Genomic DNA, 24,207 nt, shown 5'->3' with positions numbered 1-24,207 from the left:
AGTGCGACCCGGCTGGGCGACCGGAAGCGGTCGAGCGGGGTCGGCCGGGAGTCGTTTTCTCGCGCTGTGCGAAGTCCGGGTTGCAGCGGCTCCGGCCTGGCGATACCTGAGTGTTAACGCTCACAAGTGTGCCGTCAAGGGTCTGTTCGGATCACCGTCGGGTTCACAACGGCGCTGGCGATCAGCCACTGTGTCCCTGGCCCCCGGGCTGGGCAGTGGGCGGCTCTCCGAGTGGCCGGCTGCACGCCGCAGTGTCCCTGCCGCTGGATGGTGGTAACCCGCCGCATCCGCTTGTCCGTCACCGCTCGCACAGCCTTCGTCGGCGGTCGGTGGCGTACCGTAGCCCGGAATCGAGGAGGGAAGTGCGAGTGGGAAACGACAGTGCCGGGACCGAGCGGCGCCACCCTGTGATGGCGGACGTGGCGAAATTGGCCGGCGTGTCCCACCAGACGGTGTCCCGGGTGCTCAACGGCGCCCCGCATGTGCGGCCCGGCACCCGGGAGCGCGTGCTCGCCGCCATCCGGGAGCTGGACTACCGGCCCAACTCCGCTGCCCGCGCCCTGGTCACCCGCCGCTCGCAAACCCTCGGCGTCGTCAGCTTCGAATCCACCCTGTACGGTCCCGCCTCGATGCTGCACGGCATCGAGCAGGCTGCGCGCAGTGCGGGGTACTTCGTCAGCGTGACGAGTCTGCACTCCCTGGACGGCCGCTCGGTTCAGGAGGCCGTCGACCGGCTGCGCGCCCAGGGCGTGGAGGGCGTGGTCGTGATCGCGCCCCAGATCTCCGCCGTCAGCGCGGTGGCCAGGCTCTCCAGCTCCGTGCCGGTGGTCGCGGTCGGACCGGGCAGCCAGTCGCGGGTTCCCATGGTCTCGGTGGACAACCGGTCCGGCGCCGAAGCGGCCACCAGGCACCTGCTCGATCTGGGCCACCGTACCGTGCACCACCTGGCCGGCCCGGCCGGCTGGATGGAGAGCCAGGACCGCCAGGAGGGCTGGCGCGGCGCGCTGGAGGCCGCCGGAGCCCCCGTGCCGCGTGTCGAGCCCGGCGACTGGAGTGCGCGCGCCGGCTACCAGGCGGGCTTGCGGATCGCCGAACTGGACGACGTCACCGCCGTCTTCTGCGCCAACGACCACATGGCGCTCGGCCTGCTGCGCGCCCTGCACGAGGCCGGACGCTCGATCCCGGGCGACATCAGCGTGGTCGGCTTCGACGACATTCCCGAGGCCGCCTACTTCACCCCGCCCCTGGCCACGGTGCGCCAGGACTTCGGCGAGCTCGGCCGCAGGGCCCTGGAACTGCTCGTCGAGGAGCTGGAGGGCGTCGCGCACACCCGCACTCACGTGCGGATCCCGCCCGAGATGGTGCTGCGTCGCAGCGCGGGTCCCGTCACCCGCCGTTGAGCCGGCACCGTCGGACCCGGGGCTGACCGCCCCGGCGGCCCACGCTCTCCGCCGCGTCGGCCGCACTCGGTCGAGGGCTCCATTGATCCCTTGACAGGGTGATTGTGAACGCTAACACTGTCGCCCATCGAGAGAGACGCCCCCATCAACTCGGCAGGAAGCAATGCCGGTTTCCCGTGCGAAGGATGAGAAAGTGACCGTGATCCCTGCCGCCCGGGGCTCGGACAGGTACGTCGTCGGCGTCGACTTCGGCACCCTCTCCGGTCGTGCCGTGGTGGTCCGCGTGCATGACGGACAGGAGCTCGCGACCGTCGTCCACGAGTACCCGCACGCCGTCATCGAGCGCGAGTTACCCGGCACCGGGCACCCACTGCCGCCTGGCTGGGCCCTGCAGCACTCCGAGGACTGGCGTGAGGTACTGCGCACCGTCGTTCCCGCTGCGCTCGCCGTCTCCGGCGTCGATCCCGCTCACGTCATCGGCATCGCCACCGACTTCACCGCCAGCACGGTCCTGCCGGTGCTCGCCGACGGCACCCCGCTCGCCGAGACCACCGAGTGGGCCGCTCACCCGCACGCCTGGCCCAAGCTCTGGAAGCACCACGCGGCCCAGGACCAGGCCGACCGCATCAACGCCCTCGCCCACGCACGCGGAGAGAAGTGGATCTCCCGCTACGGCGGAAGGATCTCCGCCGAGTGGCAGTACGCCAAGGCGCTCCAGGTCCTGGAGGAGGACCCGGCCGTCTATGCCGCCTGCGCGCGGTGGATCGAGGCAGCCGACTGGATCGTCTGGCAGCTCACCGGCGTCGAGAGCCGCAACGCCTGCACGGCCGGATACAGCGGCATGTTCCAGGACGGCGGTTACCCGAGCGAGGAGTACCTCGCCGCCCTGCACCCCGGGTTCGCCGACTTCGCCCGAACCCGTCTGGAGCACCCCCTCGCCCCGCCCGGCTCCCGGGTCGGCTCGCTCACCGCCCTGGCGGCGGAGTGGACGGGTTTGCCCGCGGGCATCGCGGTGGCCGCCGGCAATGTCGACGCGCACGTGGCCCCACCGGCCGCTCGGGCCGTCGAGAACGGCCAACTCCTCGCCCTCATGGGCACCTCCACCTGCCACGTCGTCAACGGCGCCGCCCTCGCAGACGTCCCTGGCGTCTGCGGCGTGGTCGAGGACGGCGTCGTCACCGGCTCCTATCGCTACGAGGCGGGTCAGAGTGCCGTCGGCGACATCTTCGCCTGGTGGCTGCGTCAGGGCCTCCCGGCCCACTACCTCGCCGAGGCCGAGGCGGTCGGTGAAGACCGGCACGAGCTCCTCAGCCGCAAGGCCGCCGCCCAGCCCGTCGGTGGGCACGGCCTGGTGGCTCTCGACTGGATGAACGGCAACCGCTCCACCCTGGTCGACCACAACCTCTCCGGCGTGATCGTCGGCCTCGGACTCGACACCCGCCCCGAGGAGATCTACCGCGCCCTGCTGGAGGCCACCGCCTTCGGTACCCGCGTCATCGTCGAGGCCCTGGAGCAGGGCGGTGTCCCCGTCACCGAGTTCATCGTCACCGGTGGCCTGAAGAAGAACGCCCTGCTGATGCAGATCTACGCCGACGTACTACGCCGTCCCGTCTCGCTCGCCCAGTCGGATCAGGGTCCGGCCCTCGGCTCGGCGATCCACGCCGCCGTCGCCGCCGGGTCGCACCCGGATGTGCGCTCGGCGGCGGCGGCCATGGGCCGGGTGCTCCGGGGGGCGTACCAGCCCGACCCCGGCCGAGCCGACGCCTACGACGCGCTGTACGCCGAGTACCGCGCCCTGCACGACCACTTCGGCACCGGGCCGGACAAGCTGCTCCACCGACTGAGCCGCATCCGCAACGCCGCCCTGACCACGCCTACCACCCCGACCACGGCCCCGACCGACCCGAGCGAGGTACGGTGAACGCGACCATCGACCTGGTCCGTCGCCAGGTCAGCGGCCTCCACCAGGAACTCGTCCGTTACGGCCCGGTGGTCTGGACGGCGGGCAATGTCCCCGCCCGCGTTCCCGGCGAGGACCTGTTGGTCATCAAGCCGAGCGGCGTCTCCCACGACGAGCTGTCGCCCCAGAACATGATGCTCTGTGACCCCGACGGGAACGTCGTCGAAGGCGACCACGTGCCCTCCTCCGACACCGCCGCACACGCCTACGTCTACCGCCACCTGCCCGAGGCCGGGGGAGTGGTGCACACCCACTTGACATGGGCGGCCGCTTCCGGCTGGTCGCCAGCGAGGTCGACGTGGTCGAAGCCCCGGCTCCGCTGCCCAACCTGCCGGTTCGCCCGCGCCGTCTGGAAGCCGCGTCCGGACCTGCGCACCTCCACCGAGGCCTGGCTGACAGCCGGAGCGCCGGCCACACCGTACTCTCCGGCGCCCTCGGTGCCGAGGAACTCGACGACCTCGCGGAGATGCTCGGCGTGGAACTCCTGGTGATCGACGCCGGCACCGCCATCCGCCGGTTCACCAAGGAGCTGCGCTGGAACCAGGCCTACCACCGACTGGCTCAGGGGACGTGACCTCGCCCGCCCCGAGCCGATGACGCCCGCCCATACGGCGGGCATCGCCCCCCTCCCCGCCTCGTCGAACGGAGTAGTCGCGTGTCGCGAGACGCACTCGTGTCCCATGGTGAACTGACGGTGACCCAGGAGACTGCCGCAGAGCTCCCGGACGGACGGCGTATCACCCGCTGGACGTTTGGCTCCCCGGAGCGCGTGACGGCGGAGGTGCTCAGTCTGGGAGCCCGCTTGCAGGCCCTGCACACGCCGGACCGGGACGGGCGGCGGGCCAACGTCGTCCTGGGCTGCGAGAGCACAGCGGATCTGTTCGGGGAGGCTGCCTCCTTCGGCGCGACGGTCGGCCGCTACGCCAATCGAATCGCCGGCGGAACGCTGCCCCTCGACGGCACGACGCACCGGCTGGCGACCCAGCAGGACGGCCACACCCTGCACGGCGGACCGGACGGCTTCGCCACCCGCCTCTGGGACGGCGTGCCGGTCCGCGTGGGCAGGCGGGCAGGCGTCCGTCTCCGCATGGACAGTCCCGACGGCGATCAGGGATTCCCGGGCGCCCTCACGGCCGAGGTCACGTACCTGCTCGGCCCCGACGGTGAACTCTCCCTCACCTACCGGGCGACCACGGATGCCCCGACAGTCGTCAACCTCACCAACCACATGTACGTCAACCTGGCCGGCGAGGGCTGTGGGACGGTGCTCGGCCACCTGCTGCGGGTCGAGGCCGCCCGTTACACCCCCGTGGACGCAGAACTGATACCGCTCGGTCCGGCCGAGTCCGTCACCGGCACACCGTTCGACCTCCGCGAGGCCCAGACGATCGGTGCCCGCATCACCGAGGAACACCCGCAGATCCGCCGGGCCGCCGATGGCTTCGACCACAACTGGGTGCTCGACGGCACCGGGCTCAGGCGGGCCGCCGTCCTGAGCCACCCTGCCAGCGGCCGGCGCGTCGAATGCCTGACGACGGAGCCGGGGCTCCAGGTCTACACCGGAAACCACTTCGACGGCTCGCTGACCGGCCGCTCCGGTCGCCCGTATTTCGCGTACGCGGGCATCGCGTTGGAGACCCAGCACTTTCCCGACTCGCCCAACCGGCCCGAGTACCCCTCCACCCTCCTGCGCCCGGGGGAGGAGTACCGCTCGACGACGGCGTACCGCTTCTCGACCGAGGAGGAAAGGCCGACGTGATGCTTCACAGCCGCCGACCGCTCCGCCGAGCACCCGGTCCTCACCGCACGGCTCACGGTGACCGGGACGGCCCCCGCGCCCCGCGTGGTCGTCGACTTCGACGACCACGCGGACACCGCCATCGTCGACGCCACCCGCACCAGCGGCGACGCAGTGACCCCGGCCGATCTGGTGTGGCCCGCGGTGCTTCTCTTCCGCGACGTCGATCTCTCCGGGGCGGTCCGGGTGGAGGCCGAGACCGCCCTCGAGAACGCGGGGTGCGGGGAGGCGCGGCGGCCCGTCCGGAGGGACGGGCCACCGCCCCTCCCCACACCAGTGCCCGGACCTGCGAGGCAAGGCTCCCTGTGGCCGCCAAGCTCCGCTGCCTCGTCACCTCTCCGACCGGAGGAAGCCCCATGCCGCTCACCGACCGCGACGCGGACGAACTCGTCCGCTACCGGCCAGAGTTGTCCGATCCGAGGGATTTCGACGTCTTCTGGCGGCGGACCCTTGCCGAAGCCCGGTCGCACGACGCGGCGATCAAGGTGGAACGGGTCACCGCCCAGCACCTGCTGAGCACCGTCGAGGTCGACGACGTGCGCTTCCCCGGCTGGAACGGCGAGCCGGTGGCCGCCTGGCTGCTGCGCCCGCGCAACGCGGCCGGACCGCTGCCGGTCGTCGTTACCTACATGGGCTACGGCGGCGGACGGGGACTGCCCACCGACCACCTGTTCTGGTCCGCCGCCGGCTACGCCCAACTCGTCGTCGACAGCCGGGGCCAGGGCCACGACACCCCGGACCGGGGCATGGGCGACGGCACGCAGTGGGTCGAGGGCTTCATGACCCGCGGCATCGACTCTCCCGACACCTACTACTACCGGCGATTGGTCACCGACTGCGTGCGAGCCGTGGACGCGGTCGCGGAGCTGCCCGGACTCGACGGCCGTCGGATCGTGGTGGCCGGAGCCAGCCAGGGCGGCGGTCTGGCGCTTGCCGTCGCCGGTCTCGCCGGGGACCGCGTGGCGGCGGCGATGCCGGACCTCCCGTTCCTGTGCCACTTCCGCCACGCTGCCGCGATCTGCGGCGACGGCCCGTACCAGGAGATCGCCAAGTACCTGCGCTGGCACAGCCGCCACCGCGTGGAACCGGCCTTCGCCACCCTCGACCACTTCGACGGCGTCCACTTCGCCCGGCGGGCCACCGTGCCGACGCTGTTCAGCGTGGGCCTGATGGACCCGGTCTGCCCGCCCTCCACGGTCTACGCCGCCTTCAATCACTACGCGGGCGAGGACCGCACCATGACCGTGTGGCCGTTCGGCGACCACGGCGGCGGCCACGGCTCCAACCCGCCCGTCCAACTGGCCTGGCTGCGCGAGCGCGACCTGGCGCCGGCGCTCTGACCGCCCCGCACCACCGGACCGGGCAGACCGCGCGAGGCCCCGCGCGCCCACGCACTGAGCCCCGCCCCCGAGACCGAGGAGCACGACAGACCCATGAGGTACTGCCCATGAGCACCCCGGCCTTCCCGGAACTGCCCACCGGGTTCTGTTTCGGTGCCGCGACCGCCGCCTACCAGATCGAGGGCGCCCACGACAAGGACGGCCGCGGCCCGTCCATCTGGGACACCTTCAGCCACACCCCCGGCCGTACGCTCGACGGTGCAACGGGCGACACCGCCTGCGACCACTACCACCGCTACCGCGAGGACGTGGCCCTGCTGCGCGGGCTCGGCGTCGACAGCTACCGCTTCTCGATCGCCTGGCCCCGCCTGCTGCCCCGGGGCACCGGGCCGGTCAACGCCAAGGGCCTGGACTTCTACGACCGCCTGATCGACGAGCTGCTGGCCGCCGGAGTCGCACCCGCCGCCACTCTCTACCACTGGGACCTGCCCCAAGCCCTGGAGGACCGCGGCGGCTGGCGCGTCAGGGAGACCGCCGAGGCGTTCGCGCAGTACGCGGCCCTCGCGGCCGAGCGCTACGGGGACCGGGTGGAGCGCTGGATCACCCTCAACGAGCCGTACTGCTCCGCCTTCGCCGGCTACGCCGAGGGGCGGCACGCACCCGGTGCCGAGGAGGGCCGCGGCGCGCTGGCGGCCGCCCACCACCTGCTGGTCGCCCACGGCCTCGCGATACGGGAGCTGCGCGCCACGGGCGCCCAGGAGGCCGGGATCACCCTCAACCTCGACCGCATCCATCTCGCCTCCGCCCTCCCCGAGGACCGGGCCGCCCTGCGCCGTGCCAAGGTCCTCCACAACGAGGTCTGGACCGAGCCGCTCCTCGCGGGCCGTTACCCCGCGCACGAGGCCGAGACCTGGGCCGGCCTCGCCGACGGCCCCTGGCGGTTGCCGGGCGACCTGGAACTGATCGGCGCCCCGCTGGACTTCCTCGGAGTCAACTTCTACCGCCCGGTGACGTTCGCCGCCGCCCCCCACGGCGAGGCCGACCCCGAAGTGCGCACCGCCGGGGACATCGGCGTCACCGAGCTGGACCGGTACCGGGCCCGGCACACCACCATGGGATGGCCCGTCGTCCCCGACGCGCTCACAGAGTTGCTCCGTGAACTCCACGCCCGCTACCCGCGGCTTCCGCCGGTCTGGATCACCGGGAACGGCTCCGCCGAGGGAGACACCGTCGGCCCCGACGGCCGGGTCCATGACACCGAGCGGATCGACTACCTCGCGGACCACCTCGCCGCCGTCGCCGACGCCATCTCCGCAGGGGTGGACGTGCGCGGCTACTACGTCTGGTCGCTGCTGGACAACTTCGAGTGGGCGCGCGGCTACGGCCAGCGTTTCGGCCTGGTCCACGTCGACTACGACGCCCTGACCCGAACGCCCAAGGACAGCTACCACTGGTACCGGGGCCTGATCACCGCGCACCGCGCGCGGACGGAGGAACCTGCACGATGAAGTTCACCGACGGCTACTGGCTGATGCCCCCGGGCGTCACCACGCGTTACGCCACCGAGGTCGCGGACGTCCGGGCCGGCGAGCACCGGATGCCCCTCTACGCGCCGGTGGAGCACGTGCGCGGCCGCGGCGACACGCTCAACAGTCTGTTGATGACCGTCGAGTGCCGGTCGCCTGCCGAGGGCGTGATCGGGGTCCGCGTCACGCACCACGCCGGTTCGGTGCGGCGGGGGCCGGAGTACGTGCTGCCCGGCGCGCAACCGGAAGTGGGAAAGGTGCACCAGGACGGCCCGGTGGTCGAGCTCAGTGCGGGTGAGCTGTCGCTGCGGGTGGACACCTCCCAGCCGTGGCGCCTGGAGTTCACCGCCGGCGGACGGATGCTGACCTCCGTGGGCGAGCGCGGCACCGGCTTCGCCACCGACGCCGCCGGCCGGCACTGCATGCTCGGGCAACTCTCCCTCGGTGTGGGTGAGTCGCTGTACGGGCTGGGGGAGCGGTTCACTCCGTTCGTCAAGAACGGGCAGATCGTGGACATCTGGCAGGCCGACGGCGGCACCAGCGTGGACTGCTTCAAGGCCGACTTCGGTGTACTGGGTCGGCGACTGCGAGTCGCACTTCAACGCCATGGCCGAGTCACTGCGCGGCGGCTTCTGGCGGCCCCCTGGCGGTTCCCTCGTGGCGGAGCCGGGCCGTGGAACGTCACGGCCCGGTTCATGGGCAGACCGGCTCAGCGGGCGCCGAGGAGGTGTTCGAGGGCGAGCTGGTCCAGCTGTTCGAAGGCCATGCCGCGGCGGGCGGCGGCATCGACGTCGAACTCGTCGAAGGCGGACCGGTCGGCCAGTAGCCCGGCCAGGCCGTCATCGGCGGTGGGGAGCGCAAGTTCGGGCAGTCGGGAGGCGGCGAGCGCGGCCTGGACCTCCGGATCGGCCCGGAAGGCGCGGGAACGCTCCGCCAGAAGCAGGTAGTTGCGCATACATGCGGCCGCCGAGGCCCAGACGCCGGCAGAGTCCTCGGTGCGCGGCGGCTTGAAGTCGAAGTGACGGGGCCCGTCGTAGCCGGCCGACTCCAGCAGGTCGACCAGCCAGAAGGCCTGGCGCAGGTCGCCCGCTCCGAAGCGCAGGTCCTGGTCGTACTTGATGCCGGACTGGCCGTTGAGGTCGATGTGGAACAGCTTGCCGTGCCACAGGGCCTGGGCGATGCCGTGCGGGAAGTTCAGCCCGGCCATCTGCTCATGGCCGACCTCCGGGTTGAGGCCGACCCGCTCGGGCCGGTCCAACTCGTTGATGAACGCCAGGGCGTGGCCGATGGTGGGCAGCAGGATGTCGCCGCGCGGCTCGTTGGGCTTGGGTTCGATCGCGAAGCGCAGGTCGTAACCCTGGTTCTCGACGTACTCGCCCAGCAGGTCGAAGGCCTCCTTCAGCCGGTCGAGGGCGGTGCGCGCGTCCTTGGCCGCGCCCGACTCGGCGCCCTCGCGGCCGCCCCAGGCGACGTAGACCGAGGCACCGAGTTCCACGGCCAGGTCGATGTTGCGGATCGTCTTGCGCAGCGCGTACCGGCGCACGTCCCGGTCGTTGGCGGTGAAAGCGCCGTCCTTGAACACCGGGTGGGTGAAGAGGTTGGTGGTGGCCATCGGCACCTTCAACCCGGCCGTGTCGAGTGCGGTGCGGAAGCGCTTGACCGCCTGCTCGCGTGCGGTGCCGCCGGCGGCGAAGGGGATCAGGTCGTCGTCGTGGAACGTGACGCCGTAGGCGCCGAGTTCGGCCAGCCGCTGCACGGTCTCGACCGGGTCGAGGGCGGCTCGGGTGGCGTCGCCGAAGGGGTCCCGGCCCTGCCAGCCGACGGTCCACAGGCCGAAGGTGAACCTGTGCGCGGGAGTGGGGACGAGCGGGTCGCTGGTCATGAGGCGCTCCGGATCAGGGCCGAGGGCTATTTGTAATAACGAAAAACAAATTAGTATGCCGAGACGCCAGAAGGAACCCCACCGGAGGAACGCATGTCTGCACAGCGTGTCGTGATCGGTGTCGACAGCTCGACCCAGTCCACCAAGGCCCTCGCCGTCGACCTGGAAACCGGCGCCGTCCTGGGCGAGGGCCGCGCCGCGCACGCCGTCAGCGCGGGCGCCGGACGCGAGAGCGACCCCGACCAGTGGTGGTGGGGGCTCGGCGAGGCCATGGCGGGCACCGGCTGGGCGGATCGTGCCGCCGCCTGCTCGATCGCCGGCCAGCAGCACGGCCTGGTCACCCTCGACACGGCGGGCCGGCCGGTGCGCCCGGCGCTGCTGTGGAACGACGTCCGCTCCGCCCCGCAGGCCGCCGAACTCGCAGCCGCGTTCGGCCCGGCAGAGCTCGCCCGCCGCACCGGCAGCGTCCCGACGGCCGCCTTCACGGCCGCCAAGTGGGCCTGGCTGCGCGCCAACGAGCGTGCCGCCGCAGACCGCGTCGCGGCCGTCCGGCTTCCCCACGACTTCCTGACGGAGCGGCTCACCGGCGAGGCGGTCACCGACCGCGGTGACGCGTCGGGAACCGGCTGGTGGGGCCCGGACGGCTACGACCAGGACGTCCTCGGCCGGATCGGCCTCGACCCCGGGCTACTGCCACAGGTCCTCCCGCCGGGCGCCCGGGCGGGCGTCGTCCGAGCAGGGATGCCACTGCGCGAGGGCGCGCTGGTGGCCACCGGGACCGGTGACAACATGGCGGCCGCCCTCGGGCTGGGCCTGACGCCCGGACGTCCGGTGCTGAGCCTCGGTACCTCCGGCACCGTCTACGCCGTCGGCCGGACCCGGCCCACCGACCCGAGCGGAACCGTCGCCGGCTTCGCCGATGCCCTCGGCGGCTGGCTGCCGCTCGCCTGCACGCTCAACTGCACCCTCGCCGTGGACCGCTTCGCCGCCCTCGTCGGCCGCGACCGCGAGGACGTCGAGGGTGGCGGCACGGTGGTGGTGCTTCCGCATCTGGACGGCGAGCGCACTCCGGACCTCCCGGGTGCTTCCGGCCTGGTCCACGGCCTGCGCCACGACACCACGCCGGGACAGCTGCTCCAGGCCGCCTACGACGGCGCCGCCCAAGCCCTGCTCGCGGCCTTGGACGACGTGTTGCGTGCCGGAGGCGAGAAACCCGCCCCCGACGAACCCCTGCTGCTGATCGGCGGCGGAGCCCGCGGCCGGGCCTGGCAGCGGACCGTCCTGCGGCTGTCCGGTCGAGCGGTTCAGGTGCCCGCGGCCCAGGAACCGGTCGCGCTCGGGGCCGCCGCCCAGGCCGCCGCACTGCTCACCAGTGAGCCTGCCGACGCCGTCGCCCGGCGCTGGCGGACCGCCGAGGGCCGGGTGCTGGAACCCGTGACCCGTGACGACGACACGCTCGAACGGATCACCAGTACGCTGCGGCGGGCGCGGGCGTTGCAGGAGGTCCCGCCGGGAGGGCGATAGGAGGGTCGGGTCAATGACGGGGATCGGCAGGGCGAGCGGGGGCGTGGACGCCGCGCCCGCCTCGCAGCAGGGGATGCGTCGGCAGAACCTCGCGGTGGTGATCGGCGCAGTCGCCGCGCACGGCCCGCTCTCCCGGGCGGACGTCGCCGGGCACACGGGCCTGACCAGGCCGGCCGTCTCCTCCATGGTCGACGAGCTCATCGGTCGCGGAGCGCTGACCGAGACGGAGACCGTGCCCAGCGGACGGGTCGGCCGCCCCGGACGGGCACTGGCCCTGAGCGATCGGGGTCCCGCGGGCCTCGGCCTGGAGATCGGCCTCACCCATCTCGCCGCGTGCGTCGTGGACCTGCGCGGTGAACCCCGGGTGTGGCGTCGGGTGGAGCGGGCCAACGCCGGCCGGCCGGCCGGGCAGGTGCTGGCGGAGGCCGCCGCGCTGGGCGCCGAAGCGGAGGCCGAGGCCGCCGCCCTCGGCCTGAGCGTCGAGGGCCGCGTCCTGGCCGTGCCGGGGGTGGTGCCGAACGCGCCGAGCGGGCTGATCGCGAACGCGCCCAACCTCGGCTGGCAGGCGGTCCGCCCCGCCGATTACTGGCCCGACCCCGGCACCGTGCCCGAGCCGGAGAACGAGGCCAACCTCGGGGCGCTGGCCGAGCAGTGGCACCAGGGGCACCCCGCCGAGACCTTCGTACACGTCTCCGCCGAGGCCGGAATCGGTGCCGCACTGGTCATCGGCGGGCAGCTGTTCCGGGGCGCCCGCGGCTTCGCAGGCGAACTCGGCCACCTGCCCGTCCACCCGGAGGGCGCCCGGTGCGCCTGCGGGGCACGCGGCTGCCTGGAGCAGTACGCGGGCGAAGCGGCCGTGCTGCGCGAGGCCGGGCTGGGACACGTCGGCGACCCGGTGGCCCTGCTGGCCGAACGGGCAGGCGCCGGGGACGCGTCGACCCTTCGCGCCCTGGACCGCGCCGGACGGGCCCTGGGCCTCGCCCTCGCCTCGGCGGTGAACCTGATCGACCCGGACGCCCTCGTTCTGGGCGGCGCCTACGCCGAACTCGCCGACTGGCTCCTGCCGTCGATACGCGCCGAACTGGCCGCCCGGGTCACTGTCCGGCCCTGGACCCCGGAGGCGGTACGACCCTCCGCCCTGGGCCGGCGCGGACCGGTGCTGGGCGCGGCATGGTCGACCGTCCGACAGATCATCGCCGATCCCACCCGCCTGCCTGCCCGCTAGGGGGTCTCCGGCGGATCACGGCCGGGCATGATCCGCCGGACACCCCTGGTGCTGTGACCGCGTGGGTTCGCCGGGTTGGTGGCCGCCGCGTTGGCCGCAGGCGAAGCCACTGGTTCGCGGCCGCTGTCGCCCGCAGCCCTTGCTCGTCCTCGAAGAGCAGGTATTCGTCGACGAGGAAGGCCACGAGACACGACATCCGCCTGAGCGGACGGGGCTGGGCTTCAACCGGTTCACAGTCCCAGTGCCAGCCGGTAGTACGCCTGGTTCCAGCGGAGATCGCGCCGGAACTGTTTCGGGGTGGTGGTCTCGTCGATGAGGACGAGTTCCAGGCGGAGCATTTCCGCCAGGTCGTCGAGGTGGTCGCAGGTGAGGGCGGTGCTGAGGACGGTGTGGTGCGGTCCTCCGGCCGTCAGCCAGGATTCGGTGGAGGTCCGCAGGTCGGGGTGGGGCCGCCAGACCGCGCGGGCAACGGGCAGGGCGGGCAGCGGGTGAGGGGGTGCCACCACGTCGATGTCGTTGGCGATCAGGCGGAAGCGGTCGCCGAGGTCGGCGAGGCCGACCACCACGGCAGGGCCGGGGGCGGCGTCGAACACCAGGCGCACCGGGTCCTCCCGCCCGCCGATGCCGAGCGGGTGGATCTCGCAGCTGGGCCTGGCCGCCGCGAGGGTGGGGCAGACTTCCAGCATGTGTGCGCCAAGGATGAGCTCGTTGCCCGGTGTCAGGTCGTAGGTGTAGTCCTCCATGAAGGAGGTGCCGCCCGGGAGGCCGGTGGCGGCTACCTTGAGGGCGCGCAGCAGGACGGCGGTCTTCCAGTCGCCCTCTCCTCCGAAGCCGTGCCCCTGGGCCATGAGCCGCTGGACCGCGAGGCCGGGCAGCTGGCGCAGTCCGCCCAGGTCCTCGAAGTTGGTGGTGAAGGCCCTGAAGCCGCCCGCTTCCAGGAAGGTGCGCAGGCCGGCTTCGATGCGGGCCGCGTAACGCAGCGAGTCGTGCCGTTCGCCTCCGGGCCGCAGTTCCGGCGCCAGGTGGTACAGGTCCTCGTACTCCTTGACGAGGGAAGTCACCTCGGTTTCGTCCGCGCTGTCGACGACCTCCACCAGGTCGTTGACGCCGTAGGTGTTGACGGAGACGCCGAAGCGCAGCTGGGCCTCGACCTTGTCGCCCTCGGTGACGGCCACGTCGCGCATGTTGTCGCCGAAGCGGGCGACCTTGAGGGTGGCCAGTTCGGATCGTGCGGCGGCTGCCCGCGCCCAGACCGCGATGCGTGCGGTCGTCACAGGGTCGGTGACGTGGCCGGCCACGGTCTTGCGGGGTACGCCGACACGGGACTGGATGTGCCCGAATTCGCGGTCTCCGTGCGCGGCTTGGTTCAGGTTCATGAAGTCCATGTCGATGGTGTCCCAGGGCAGGGCCACGTTCGACTGGGTGTGGAGATGCAGCAACGGCTTGCGCAGCGCGTCCAGTCCGGCGATCCACATCTTGGCCGGCGAGAAGGTGTGCATCCAGGCCATGAGCCCGATGCACCGGTCGTCGGCGTTCGCGTCGAGGCATACTCGGCGGATGGCGTCGGCGTCGGTGAGTACCGGCTTCCACACCACGCGCGCGGGGTTGCCGGAGGCGTCCGCCAGCGCGGTGACGATCTGCCGCGACTGTTCGGCGACCTGCTTCAGCGTCTCCTCCCCGTACAGGCCTTGGCTGCCGGTGAGAAACCAGATCTCCTGGGCGGGGGATGTTCGGCTGGGCACATGGACTCCTGAAGGTGACGTCCCGCAACGGTGGTGAGGGCGGCGGGCGCGGTGGGGAAGCGGGAACGAACGGGGGGCGGGTTCAGCCCGCGGTGTGGGCCGTGTCGCGCGTGTTCCTCAGGCGGTGCAGCAGACCGCCGGTGCCGAAATGGTCGTGCAGGAGCCGGTATTCGGCGAAGAGGGCGTCGTAGGCGTCGGCTCGGGAGGCGTCGGGCGTGTAGACGGCGGGCCGTCGGCGGCCCATGGCGGCGGTGGCGGTTCGCACGTCGGTGTGCGCGCCGGCCGCTACGGCGGCGTGGATGGCCGACCCGAGGGCGGGGCCCTGGTCGGACGCGGCGAGGGAGACGGGGCGGCGCAGCACGTCGGAGTAGATCTGCATCAGCAGTTCGTTCTTGGCCAGCCCGCCGGCGACGATGAACTCGTTCACGGGTACGCCGCCCGTCTCCAGGGCCTCCACGATGACGCGGGTGCCGAACGCGGTGGCCTCGAGCAGCGCGCGGTAGACGTCCTCGGGGCGGGTCGCGAGGGTGAGACCCACGATGACTCCGGAGAGGCGGTGGTCGACGAGGACAGAACGGTTGCCGTTCAGCCAGTCGAGGGCGACCAGTCCGTGGCCGCCGACCGGCTGTCGGGCGGCCTTCCGGGTCAGCAGGGTGTGCAGGTCCTCGCCGCGGTCGGCGGCCTCGGCGAGGTAGTCCGACGGGACGCCTTGGTCCAGCACCCAGGCGAAGACGTCGCCGACCGCGCTCTGTCCGGCCTCGTAGCCGTAGGTTCCCTCGACGATCCCACCGTTGACGACACCGCAGATGCCGGGGACATCGGCGAGGACGGGAGCGTTCACGACGTGGCAGGTGGAGGTGCCCATGATGGCGAGCAGTTGACCGTCCTCGACGGCCTGGGCCGCCGCTGCGGTGACGTGGGCGTCGACGTTGCCCGCGGCCACGGCGATGCCGGGGCGCAGCCCTGTCCAAACTGCTGCCTCGGTGCTGAGCGAGCCCACTCGTGAGCCCAGCGCAGAGAGGGGGAGTTCGAGGCGGGTGCGTGCGAAGTCGGCGAACCGGGGGTTCAGTGCGGCCAGGTACTCCTCGCTCGGGTAGGCGCCGTCCTGGTGGATGCCCTTGTACCCGGCCGTGCAGGCGTTGCGGGACTCGGTTCCGGTGAGCTGCCACACGATCCAGTCGGCAGCCTCGATCCACCGCGCGCAGGTTTCGTAGACGAGCGGATCCTCCTCCAAGACCTGGAGGGCCTTCGCGAACTGCCACTCGGAGGAGATCCGGCCGCCGTAGCGGGCGATCCACTTCTCCCTGCGGGCGTGGGCGAGTTCGTTGATGCGGTCGGCATGCGACTGGGCCGCGTGGTGCTTCCACAGCTTGGGCCACGCGTGCGGGCGTCCGGCGAGCTCCGTCTCGGCGAGGGGAGTTCCGTCGGCCAGCGTGGGCAGGACGGTGCACGCGGTGAAGTCGGTGGCGATGCCGATCACCGCGGCAGGATCGACCCCGGCCGCCGCCACGGCCTCCGGGACGGCGCTACGCAGTACGTCCCGCCAGTCCTGGGGGTGTTGCAGGGCCCAGTCCGGAGGCAGTTGCGCACCGCCGTGCGGCAGGTGCCGGTCGATGACGCCGTGCCGGTAGGCGTGGACCGCCGCGGCCAGCTCCTGACCGTCGCGAACCCGCACCACCACGGCGCGGCCCGACAGCGTGCCGAAGTCGACGCCGACCGTGTACTGCTCGGATTCCTCGGAATACGGGGTGGGCGCGAGGGGATGGGGTGACGTCAACAGAGTGCCTTTCGAAGGAGCCGTGGGGCGGCAGGCGGCCGACAGGCGGCCCGGCAGGCGGAGTTGCCGCCCGCAATCCTGGCGGTCGGCCGGGTGGTCCAAACGTAGTGTGAGCGCTAACAATGTCGATAGGCAAGAGGTCTGCGTGGGGTCGTATGTGAGCTCCATCGGTGCAGCGGCCTCCGTATACGTCTGACGGTCCGAGTGAATCGGCCGTTGAGATGGCGCGGGTTGAGGCTTCATTCGGGTGGGGGCCGAGGTCGATGGTGTCGCGAAAAGATGGAGCCCGCCTCGTTGCCGCACCCGACGCGATAACGGACAGGTAACGCGCGCAAGGGGGTTGAGAACGGGGCTTGTTAGCGCTCACAATGCGACAGCGTTCTCTTCTCAAGGGTCTCCCTCTCCTACCGACCCCGACCCGACCGCGACCCCGACGCCGACCGCGCCGGCCGTCGTGCAGCGCGGCGGCACTCCTGGGACTCCTGGTGGGCAAAGCCCGGCCCCGGCCGCACGGCGCCTCTTCCGTACACCCTGAAAGGACACTCGACATGGCTCGCAGAGCAGCTCTCGTCCTCACCGCCGCCCTCCTCGCCTCCTCGGCGTTGACCGCCTGCTCGACCGAGGGCCCCGCCTCCGGCTCCCCCTCCTCAGGGGCCAAGGGAGGCTCCGACGGCACGATCACGATGGGCTTCGCCCAGGTCGGCGCCGAGAGCGGTTGGCGCACCGCCAACACCAAGTCCATCCAGGAGGCGGCGAAGAAGGCCGGGATCACCCTCAAGTTCTCCGACGCGCAGCAGAAGCAGGAGAACCAGATCAAGGCGATCCGCACCTTCATCCAGCAGAAGGTCGACGTCATCGCCTTCTCGCCGGTCGTGGAGTCCGGTTGGGACACGGTGCTGAAGGAGGCCAAGGACGCAGGCATCCCGGTCATCCTCACCGACCGCGCCGTGGACACCAAGGACACCTCCCTCTACAAGACCTTCCTGGGCTCGGACTTCGTCAAGGAGGGCAAGTCCGCGGGCGAATGGCTGACCGGCGCGTACGCCAACGAGCAGGGCCCGGTCAACATCGTCGAGCTCCAGGGCACCACGGGCTCCGCGCCCGCCAACGACCGCAAGGCCGGCTTCGCCGACGTCATCCGTGCCGACAACAAGTTCAAGATTGTTGCCTCGCAGTCGGGCGACTTCACCCGCTCCAAGGGCAAGGAAGTCATGCAGGCGTTCCTGAAGTCCCAGGAGGACATCGACGTCCTCTACGCCCACAACGACGACATGGCCCTCGGCGCCATCCAGGCCATCGAGGAGTCCGGCAAGAAGCCCGGGACGGACATCAAGGTGATCTCGGTGGACGGAATCAAGGACGCCTTCGTCGCGATGACCGAGGGCAAGATCAACGTCGTGGTGGAGTGCAACCCGATGCTCGGTGACCAGCTGATGGATCTGGCCAAGAAGGTCGTGGCGGGGGAGAACGTCCCGACTCGTGTCGAGACCGAGGAGGGTGTCTTCCCGCAGGACAAGGCCGCGGCCGCGCTGCCGTCCCGGAACTACTGACACAGCACGCTCCGGTGCCGGAGGAGGCCCGGCCCCGGTGCCTCCTTCACCGTCCTGAACCCGCTCCACCACCCCACCCATGAGAGGAGGGCGGATGGCATTCCCGTCCACCCCGCGGCCCACGGACGCCGGCGGCCCGCAGCCGGTCCTGGAAGCCCAGGACATCCGCAAGCAGTTCCCGGGCGTGCTCGCCCTCGACGGAGTCGCCCTGCGACTCTTCCCCGGTGAGGTGCACGCCCTGATGGGCGAGAACGGCGCCGGGAAGTCCACCTTGATCAAGGTGCTCACCGGTGTCCACCCCGCCGACGGCGGCACCATCCTCGTCGACGGCCGGCCTCACACGTGCGCAGACCCCCTCCAGGCGCAGCAGGCCGGAATCAGCACCGTCTACCAGGAGGTCAACCTCTGCCCGAACATCTCGGTCGCCGAGAACATCCTCATCGGGCGCGAACCGCGCCGGTTCGGTCTCATCCACTGGTCCGCCATGCGGCAGCGGGCGGCAGAGCTGCTGACGGGACTGGACCTCGACCTGGACGTCACCAGTCTGCTCGGTTCGCACTCCCTGGCGGTGCAGCAGTTGGTCGCCATCGTCCGGGCGGTGGACGTCTCGGCGAAGGTGCTCGTGCTGGACGAACCCACCTCCAGCCTGGATCGCGAGGAGGTCGTTCAGCTCTTCACGCTGGTGCGGCACCTGCGGGATCGCGGCGTGGCCATCCTGTTCGTCACGCACTTCCTCGACCAGGTATTCGATCTCTGCGACCGCGTCACCATCCTGCGCAACGGCCGCCTGGAAGGCGAGTACCCCATCGGCGAACTCACTCCGGTGACGCTGGTACAGCGCATGATCGGCGGAGAACTGGCCACCCTCGACCAGCTGTCCGACCGTGCCCACGAACAAGCGGCCGAACGGGCGACCAGCGAGCCGTTCCTCCGGGCACGCCAACTGACCCGCACGGGCTCGATCGAGCCGTACGACCTCGACATCCATGCCAGCGAGGTCATCGGACTGGCCGGCCTCCTGGGCTCAGGCCGCACCGAGGTGGCGCGCCTCCTGTTCGGCGCGGACAGCGCGGACGCCGGAGAAGTGAGCATCGAGGGCAAGAAGGTACTCCTGCGCACCCCCCGCCACGCCATCGCCCGAGGCATCGCGTTCTGCTCCGAGAACCGCAAGTCCGAGGGACTGGTGGGCGAGCTCACGGTCCGCGAGAACATCATCCTCGCCCTGCAGGCCGCCCGCGGCTGGACCAGGCCGCTGGCCCGTTCGAAACAGGACGAACTGGCACGGCACTGGATCGAAGCCCTGGACATACGCCCCGCCGACCCCGAAGCGCAGGTACGCCACCTCAGCGGAGGCAACCAGCAGAAGGTCCTCCTCGCGCGTTGGCTGCTGACCGAACCCCGGCTCCTGATCCTCGACGAACCCACCCGGGGCATCGACATCGGGGCCAAGGCGGAGATCCAGAAACTCGTGGCCCGCCTGGCGAGCGAAGGCACCGCCGTGCTGTTCATCTCGGCGGAACTCGAAGAGGTCCTGCGCCTGAGCCACCGCATCGCCGTGCTCCGTGACCACCGCATGGTGGCAACCCTCACGAACGACGACAGCGTCACGCCCGAACGCATACTCACCACCATCGCCACCGGAGCGGACTCATGACCCCCCAGCCCGCCAAGTCCAAGGCGGCCGGCGGAATCGGGAGACGACTGGCCGGCCACCGCCTGCTGTGGCCGACGCTCGCCCTGCTCGCCCTGCTCCTCGGCAACCTCGCGTTCCACCACGACTTCTTCTCCGTCCGCGTACGCGACGGCCACCTCTACGGCAGCCTCATCGACATCCTCCAGTTCGGCGCGCCCCTCACCCTGGTGGCGCTCGGCATGACCCTCGTCATCGCCACCCGCGGCATCGACCTCTCGGTGGGTTCCACCGTCGCCATCGCCGGGGCCCTCGCCTGTGGGCACATCTCCACCGCGGCACATCCCGGCAGCGTCGCCACCATGCTCACGGCCGTCGCCCTCGCGCTCGGCGTCGCCCTCGTGCTGGGCCTCGCCAACGGCTTCCTGGTGTCCGGGCTGGGGGTCCAGCCCATCGTGGCCACCTTGATCCTCATGGTCGCGGGCCGCGGCGTCGCCCAGCTGATCACCGACGGCCAGATCATCACGGTGACCAGCGCCCCCTACAAGATGATCGGAGGCGGCTACTGGCTGACCATGCCGTTCGCCGTCCTCCTGGCAGCCGCCCTCGTCGCGCTCACCGCCTTCATCACCCGTCGCAGCGCACTGGGCATGCTGATCGAGTCCGTAGGCGGCAACCCCGCCGCCAGCCGCCTGGTCGGTATCCGCGCCGGCGGTCTGCTCGCCCTGGTCTACGTCTTCAGCGCGCTGTGCGCCGCCATCGCCGGGCTGATGATCAGTTCCAACGTCTCCAGCGCCGACGGCAACAACGCCGGCCTGTGGATCGAACTCGACGCGATCCTCGCCGTCGTCGTCGGCGGCACCGCCCTGACCGGAGGACGCTTCTCCCTCGGCGGCACCGTCCTGGGCGCCCTGATCATCCAGACGCTGTCCACCACCGTCTACACCCTCGGCGTCCCACCCGAGACCACCCTCGTCTTCAAGGCCTTCGTCGTCATCGTCGTCTGCCTCGTGCAGTCCCCGGTCTTCCGGGCCAAGGTCCTGCGCCGCCGCAGGACAACCACTTCCCGATCCCACACCACGGCGGGTGCCGCCCCGCAGCAGCAGGAGGTACGCGCATGAGTACCGGCATCGCGAGCGCCGCCGCGCAACTCACCCGCCCCTTCGCGACCGTGTCCCCGCCCACCCGCACCCGTATCCCACTGATCGTCACGGCCGTCCTGCTGGTCGTCATGTTCAGCGTCGGATCGGTGCGCTACGAGGGCTTCCTCTCCGCGCAAGTCGTGCTGAACCTGCTGATCGACAACGGATTCCTCCTGGTCGTCGCGGTCGGGGCCACCTTCGTCATCCTCACCGGCGGCATCGATCTGTCCGTCGGCTCCATGGTGGCCCTGTCGACCATGCTCACCGCCTGGCTGGTCGAGTCGCACGGCTGGCCCCTGGCCACCGTCATTCCACTGGTCCTGCTGGTCGGCGCCGCGAGCGGGGCGCTCATGGGCTGGATCATCCACACCTTCGAGATCCAGCCGTTCATCGTCACCCTGGCAGGCATGTTCCTCGCCCGCGGGCTCTGCTACACGATCAGCACCGAATCCCTCACGATCACCGACCCCACCACGGCGGGAATCGCGCAGACCCGGCTGTACGGCCCGGGGGGACTGTTCGTCTCGATCTCGGTGGTCATCGCCCTGGCCGTGCTGGTGATCGCCTTCGTCGTACTGCACCACACGCGCTTCGGCCGCAACGTGTACGCGATAGGCGGCAATGAGTCTTCCGCACGCCTGATGGGTCTTCCGGTGGGCTCCACCAAGATCGCCGTATACGCCGTCAGCGGCCTGTGCTCCGCGCTCGCCGGCCTGCTGCTGACCTTCTACATGCTCTCCGGCTACGCCCTTCACGCCATGGGCATGGAACTCGACGCGATCGCCGCCACCGTGATCGGCGGCACGCTGCTGACCGGAGGTTCCGGCTTCGTCCTGGGCACCGCCCTCGGCGTGCTCGTCCTAGGCGTGATCCAGACGGTCGTCAACTTTCAGGGCACGCTCAGCTCCTGGTGGACCCGGATCGTCATCGGCGCCCTGCTGCTCGTGTTCATCGTGCTGCAACGGCTGATGAGTGCACGCCGCCCTGGCGCCGCCTGACTCCCGGCCCCTCTGCCCATCAGCCCGTGCCACCGCGTTCGCGTGCCGCGATCACAGCTTGCTTCCCGGCACGCCCTCCGATGGACCGACTTGACTTCCAGGGAACACCGCCATGGAACACGCATACGAATCTGCCGACCAGGCCGCTGAGCCCAGGCAGATTGCCGCTTGTCCGCGGACGGGCCGTCCCCTGCGCATGGCCAATGAAGGAACGGGGGAGAGGTGGCGGTTCGGCTTCCCCGGCCGGGCCCGCGCGGAGGTCCACACGCGCGGCGCCCGCCTCCATTCCCTGATCCTGCCGGACCGCTGGGGCCACGCTGCCGATGTGGTGCTCGCCGCCCGCGACCCCGCCGCCTTCGAGGGCTCAGCACGCTACTTCGGTGCGACGGTGGGCCGTTACGCCAACCGCATTGCGCGTGGCCGTCTCGTCCTTGACGGCGTCACCCACCGGCTCGCCACCCAGGAGAACGGGCACACGCTGCACGGCGGTCCCGACGGGTTCGACCAGCGCGTGTGGCGGTGCGAACCCTTCCACTCCGCGCACCGCACCGGTGTCCGCCTGCTTCTGCACAGCCCCCACGGCGACCAGGGATTCCCCGGTGCCCTGAACGTCCGCGTCACCTACACGCTGGACCGGGACGACAACCTGACCCTGTCGTACCAGGCGGTCGCGGACGCGCCGACGATCGTCAACCTCACCAACCATGCCTACTGGAACCTCGAAGGAGAGGGGCGTGGCAACGTCCTGTCCCACCACCTCCAGGTAGAGGCCCCCCTCTACACCCCCGTCGACGCCGAGCTGATCCCCGACGGCCCTCACCGCTCGGTCAGCGGCACGCCGTTCGACCTCCGCCGGCCCCGGCGGCTCTCCGACGTCCTGACTTATACGGATGCACAACTGGCTTTCGCCGGCGGCGGCTTCGACCACAACTGGGTCCTCGACGGCACCCGGCGAGCCAGCCCTCGGAAGGCCGCCGTGTTGTACGCCCCCGCATCCGGCCGCCGCATGGACGTGCTCACCACGGAACCGGGCGTCCAGATCTACACCGCCCAAGGCCTGACCGGTGACATCACGGGCAAGGGAGGCAGGCCGTACCGTGCCTACGCGGGGGTCGCGCTGGAAACCCAGCACTTCCCCGACTCCCCGAACCGCCCCGAGTACCCGACGGTCCTCCTGCGCCCGGGTGAGCTGTACCGGTCCACCACGATCCACAGTTTCACCACGGCCACTGCCTGAGAGGGGCGGCGCCGGTCCGTATCCGCGGTCGGTACGGTCGTCATCTGCTCAATCCAGAGTCCCTGGGCAGTGGGGGTCATTCCCCGGGGGGAGAGCTCCTGCGGGCCGTACTGGCGCGCACGATGAGCTCGGGCGCCACCACCAGGTGTGTCGACTCGTCGGTCCGGCCTTCGATGTGGTCCAGGAGCAGCCCGATGCTGTAGCGGCCGATCGAGGCGAAGTCCTGACGGATCGTCGTCAGCGGGGGTGGGAAGAACGCAGCCTCCGGGATGTCGTCGAAGCCGGCGACCGCCACGTCCTCCGGCGTGCGCAGGCCCGCTTCCCGCAAGGCCCGTAGCACACCGAGGGCCATCTGGTCGTTGGCGACGAACACCGCGGTGAGGCCCGCTTCCCCCCCTCGTGACGCCCGGACCCGACCCGCGAGCTGTTGGCCGGCCTGGTATCCCGACAGCGGACTCCAGTCGCCGCGCAGCAGGGGCGGCACCTCGGCGCCGGCCTCTCGTAGCGCGTCCTCCCACCCCTGCGTGCGGGCCTCGCTCTCGAGCCAGTCGGGAGGGCCTGCGACATGCCACACGGTGGCGTGGCCCGACGCGAGAAGATGTTCCGTGATCATGCGAGCGCCGAGGTTCTGGTCCAGCGACACTCCTGGCAGGTCCAGGGTGTGGCCGCCTTCCACGGTGACCACCGGGCACGGTGCTTCCAATGCCGCCAGGGCCCTCACCGCGTCTCGTTGGGGAGTGACGGCGACGATCCCCTCCACGCCCCACCCGGCGAGGTGCTGCATGGCTTCGGCGAGGGCTGTCTGCGTGGCGGTCCGAAGCGTGACGGCGGACGTCAGATAGCCGCGGTCCCGAGCCGCCTCTTGAACTCCCGCCACGGTGCTGGCGGGCCCGTGCAGAGTGGTGTTCACCGCGATGACGCCCAGCGTGTGGGTCCGGCGAGTGGCCAGAGCCCGGGCTGCCGAGTTGCGGCGGTACCCGAGCTGCTCGATGACCCGTGTCACCGCGGCCCGGGTCTTGGCGCTGACGTTCGGGTGGTCGCTGAGCACCCGTGAAACGGTCTGATGGGACACGCCGGCGACGCGCGCGACGTCCGTCATCGTGGGCGCTCGCGAGACGTCTGGGAGCTGGGTCAACTCTCTTCCTTTCCTCATCGAGCGGCCTTCCCTCAAGGTACTGAACCAGCCGCGGCCCGCACACATCTCGGACCGATCGGGAGATTGTCGACGGGGTATCGATGTTGGCGTTCACATTATGCAGCGATGGCCACATGTTGTGGGCAGGAATCTTCTCGTGACCTCTTGAGGTTTCTCCTTGTTAGCGCTCACAATTCGATCGGGGTAGCTGGGATAGCTCGGGTCGCGCAGCCGCGATGTCTGGAGGCCCCCGATCAGTCCAGAGCACTCATGCGCGACTGCGGGGCCTGCCGGACGCCGGTCCCAAGAAGCCGCCGCGCATGTCGGAGAGACGGTGAGAG

General features: G+C 71.0%; 17 protein-coding genes and 2 pseudogenes. 15 read left to right on the top strand and 4 right to left on the bottom strand.

Going from position 1 to position 24,207, the window contains the following annotated elements:
- Positions 1–368 precede the first annotated feature (368 nt).
- The 8 genes and pseudogenes from AB0447_RS05615 to AB0447_RS05580 form a co-directional block, all read left to right on the top strand.
- Positions 369–1,400 (top strand): LacI family DNA-binding transcriptional regulator, encoded by a 1,032-nt coding sequence (locus tag AB0447_RS05615; protein ID WP_366475181.1) that lies wholly within the window; start codon positions 369–371, stop codon positions 1,398–1,400.
- Positions 1,401–1,593: 193 nt separating this feature from the next.
- On the top strand, positions 1,594–3,321 hold the full coding sequence (locus AB0447_RS05610) for a ribulokinase (RefSeq protein ID WP_366475180.1): 1,728 nt from the start codon (positions 1,594–1,596) through the stop codon (positions 3,319–3,321).
- Positions 3,318–3,572 (top strand): annotated as a pseudogene (locus AB0447_RS05605) (class II aldolase/adducin family protein); the annotation flags it as partial. The gene AB0447_RS05610 and the pseudogene AB0447_RS05605, both read left to right, overlap by 4 nt.
- Positions 3,573–3,619: 47 nt before the next feature.
- Positions 3,620–3,934, top strand: coding sequence for a hypothetical protein (locus tag AB0447_RS05600; protein WP_366475179.1), 315 nt, complete (start codon positions 3,620–3,622; stop codon positions 3,932–3,934).
- 120 nt (positions 3,935–4,054) lie between these two features.
- On the top strand, positions 4,055–5,119 hold the full coding sequence (locus tag AB0447_RS05595) for an aldose epimerase family protein (protein ID WP_366475178.1): 1,065 nt from the start codon (positions 4,055–4,057) through the stop codon (positions 5,117–5,119).
- A gap of 395 nt (positions 5,120–5,514) precedes the next feature.
- Positions 5,515–6,498, top strand: coding sequence for an acetylxylan esterase (locus tag AB0447_RS05590; protein ID WP_366475177.1), 984 nt, complete (start codon positions 5,515–5,517; stop codon positions 6,496–6,498).
- A gap of 107 nt (positions 6,499–6,605) precedes the next feature.
- Entirely contained in the window at positions 6,606–8,006 is a 1,401-nt protein-coding gene (locus tag AB0447_RS05585; RefSeq protein ID WP_366475176.1) for a GH1 family beta-glucosidase, read from the top strand.
- Positions 8,003–8,566 (top strand): annotated as a pseudogene (locus AB0447_RS05580) (alpha-xylosidase); the annotation flags it as partial. The gene AB0447_RS05585 and the pseudogene AB0447_RS05580, both read left to right, overlap by 4 nt.
- A gap of 167 nt (positions 8,567–8,733) precedes the next feature.
- Here the strand turns inward: AB0447_RS05580 and xylA are convergent.
- The gene (xylA, locus tag AB0447_RS05575) at positions 8,734–9,906 is read right to left on the bottom strand and encodes a xylose isomerase (protein ID WP_366475175.1); all 1,173 of its coding nucleotides are present in this window, start codon (positions 9,904–9,906) and stop codon (positions 8,734–8,736) included.
- Between the two features lie 93 nt (positions 9,907–9,999).
- Here xylA and xylB point away from each other — a divergent pair, with 93 nt between their 5' ends.
- Complete coding sequence (gene xylB / locus AB0447_RS05570; protein ID WP_366475173.1) at positions 10,000–11,430, top strand: xylulokinase; 1,431 nt, start codon at positions 10,000–10,002, stop codon at positions 11,428–11,430.
- A 13-nt stretch (positions 11,431–11,443) separates the two neighbouring features.
- On the top strand, positions 11,444–12,655 hold the full coding sequence (locus tag AB0447_RS05565; RefSeq protein WP_366475172.1) for an ROK family protein: 1,212 nt from the start codon (positions 11,444–11,446) through the stop codon (positions 12,653–12,655).
- 230 nt (positions 12,656–12,885) lie between these two features.
- On the opposite strand, the gene araA is transcribed toward AB0447_RS05565, so the two are convergent.
- Both araA and araB read right to left on the bottom strand, forming a co-directional pair.
- On the bottom strand, positions 12,886–14,397 hold the full coding sequence (araA, locus tag AB0447_RS05560; protein ID WP_366475171.1) for an L-arabinose isomerase: 1,512 nt from the start codon (positions 14,395–14,397) through the stop codon (positions 12,886–12,888).
- A gap of 82 nt (positions 14,398–14,479) precedes the next feature.
- Positions 14,480–16,174 carry a ribulokinase gene (araB, locus tag AB0447_RS05555; protein WP_366475170.1) on the bottom strand — a complete coding sequence of 565 codons (1,695 nt, stop codon included), beginning with the start codon at positions 16,172–16,174 and terminating at the stop codon, positions 14,480–14,482.
- Positions 16,175–16,722: 548 nt separating this feature from the next.
- On the opposite strand from araB, the gene AB0447_RS05550 reads away from it, so the two are divergent.
- The 5 genes from AB0447_RS05550 (at position 16,723) to AB0447_RS05530 (ending at position 22,731) form a co-directional block, all read left to right on the top strand.
- Complete coding sequence (locus tag AB0447_RS05550; protein WP_366475169.1) at positions 16,723–17,724, top strand: ABC transporter substrate-binding protein; 1,002 nt, start codon at positions 16,723–16,725, stop codon at positions 17,722–17,724.
- A 94-nt stretch (positions 17,725–17,818) separates the two neighbouring features.
- The gene (locus tag AB0447_RS05545; RefSeq protein WP_366475168.1) at positions 17,819–19,378 is read left to right on the top strand and encodes a sugar ABC transporter ATP-binding protein; all 1,560 of its coding nucleotides are present in this window, start codon (positions 17,819–17,821) and stop codon (positions 19,376–19,378) included.
- Positions 19,375–20,475, top strand: a complete 1,101-nt coding sequence (locus AB0447_RS05540; RefSeq protein ID WP_366475167.1) for an ABC transporter permease — start codon at positions 19,375–19,377, stop codon at positions 20,473–20,475. The genes AB0447_RS05545 and AB0447_RS05540 overlap by 4 nt, the downstream gene beginning before the upstream one ends.
- The gene (yjfF, locus tag AB0447_RS05535) at positions 20,472–21,494 is read left to right on the top strand and encodes a galactofuranose ABC transporter, permease protein YjfF (protein WP_366475166.1); all 1,023 of its coding nucleotides are present in this window, start codon (positions 20,472–20,474) and stop codon (positions 21,492–21,494) included. Before AB0447_RS05540 ends, yjfF begins: the two co-directional genes overlap by 4 nt.
- Before the next feature lie 196 nt (positions 21,495–21,690).
- Complete coding sequence (locus tag AB0447_RS05530) at positions 21,691–22,731, top strand: aldose epimerase family protein (protein WP_366475165.1); 1,041 nt, start codon at positions 21,691–21,693, stop codon at positions 22,729–22,731.
- Positions 22,732–22,807: 76 nt separating this feature from the next.
- Here the strand turns inward: AB0447_RS05530 and AB0447_RS05525 are convergent, their stop codons facing one another.
- Positions 22,808–23,866 (bottom strand): LacI family DNA-binding transcriptional regulator, encoded by a 1,059-nt coding sequence (locus AB0447_RS05525; RefSeq protein ID WP_366475164.1) that lies wholly within the window; start codon positions 23,864–23,866, stop codon positions 22,808–22,810.
- Positions 23,867–24,207 lie beyond the last annotated feature (341 nt).

The sequence above is a fragment of the Streptomyces sp. NPDC051211 genome (assembly GCF_040689505.1).
In the GTDB taxonomy this organism is placed as follows: Bacteria; Actinomycetota; Actinomycetes; order Streptomycetales; family Streptomycetaceae; genus Streptomyces.
Note: the sequence above shows the minus strand (reverse complement) of the source record. Positions and strands in the feature narration are given on the sequence as shown.

Bases quoted from the DNA above. Each gene is read 5' to 3' on its own strand.
- AB0447_RS05600 (WP_366475179.1), top strand. From the start codon at position 3,620: ATGGGCGGCCGCTTCCGGCTGGTCGCCAGCGAGGTCGACGTGGTCGAA.
- AB0447_RS05590 (WP_366475177.1), top strand. From the start codon at position 5,515: ATGCCGCTCACCGACCGCGACGCGGACGAACTCGTCCGCTACCGGCCA.
- AB0447_RS05585 (WP_366475176.1), top strand. From the start codon at position 6,606: ATGAGCACCCCGGCCTTCCCGGAACTGCCCACCGGGTTCTGTTTCGGT.
- xylA (WP_366475175.1), bottom strand. From the start codon at position 9,906: ATGACCAGCGACCCGCTCGTCCCCACTCCCGCGCACAGGTTCACCTTC.
- xylB (WP_366475173.1), top strand. From the start codon at position 10,000: ATGTCTGCACAGCGTGTCGTGATCGGTGTCGACAGCTCGACCCAGTCC.
- AB0447_RS05565 (WP_366475172.1), top strand. From the start codon at position 11,444: ATGACGGGGATCGGCAGGGCGAGCGGGGGCGTGGACGCCGCGCCCGCC.
- AB0447_RS05550 (WP_366475169.1), top strand. From the start codon at position 16,723: ATGGCTCGCAGAGCAGCTCTCGTCCTCACCGCCGCCCTCCTCGCCTCC.
- AB0447_RS05545 (WP_366475168.1), top strand. From the start codon at position 17,819: ATGGCATTCCCGTCCACCCCGCGGCCCACGGACGCCGGCGGCCCGCAG.
- AB0447_RS05540 (WP_366475167.1), top strand. From the start codon at position 19,375: ATGACCCCCCAGCCCGCCAAGTCCAAGGCGGCCGGCGGAATCGGGAGA.
- yjfF (WP_366475166.1), top strand. From the start codon at position 20,472: ATGAGTACCGGCATCGCGAGCGCCGCCGCGCAACTCACCCGCCCCTTC.
- AB0447_RS05530 (WP_366475165.1), top strand. From the start codon at position 21,691: ATGGCCAATGAAGGAACGGGGGAGAGGTGGCGGTTCGGCTTCCCCGGC.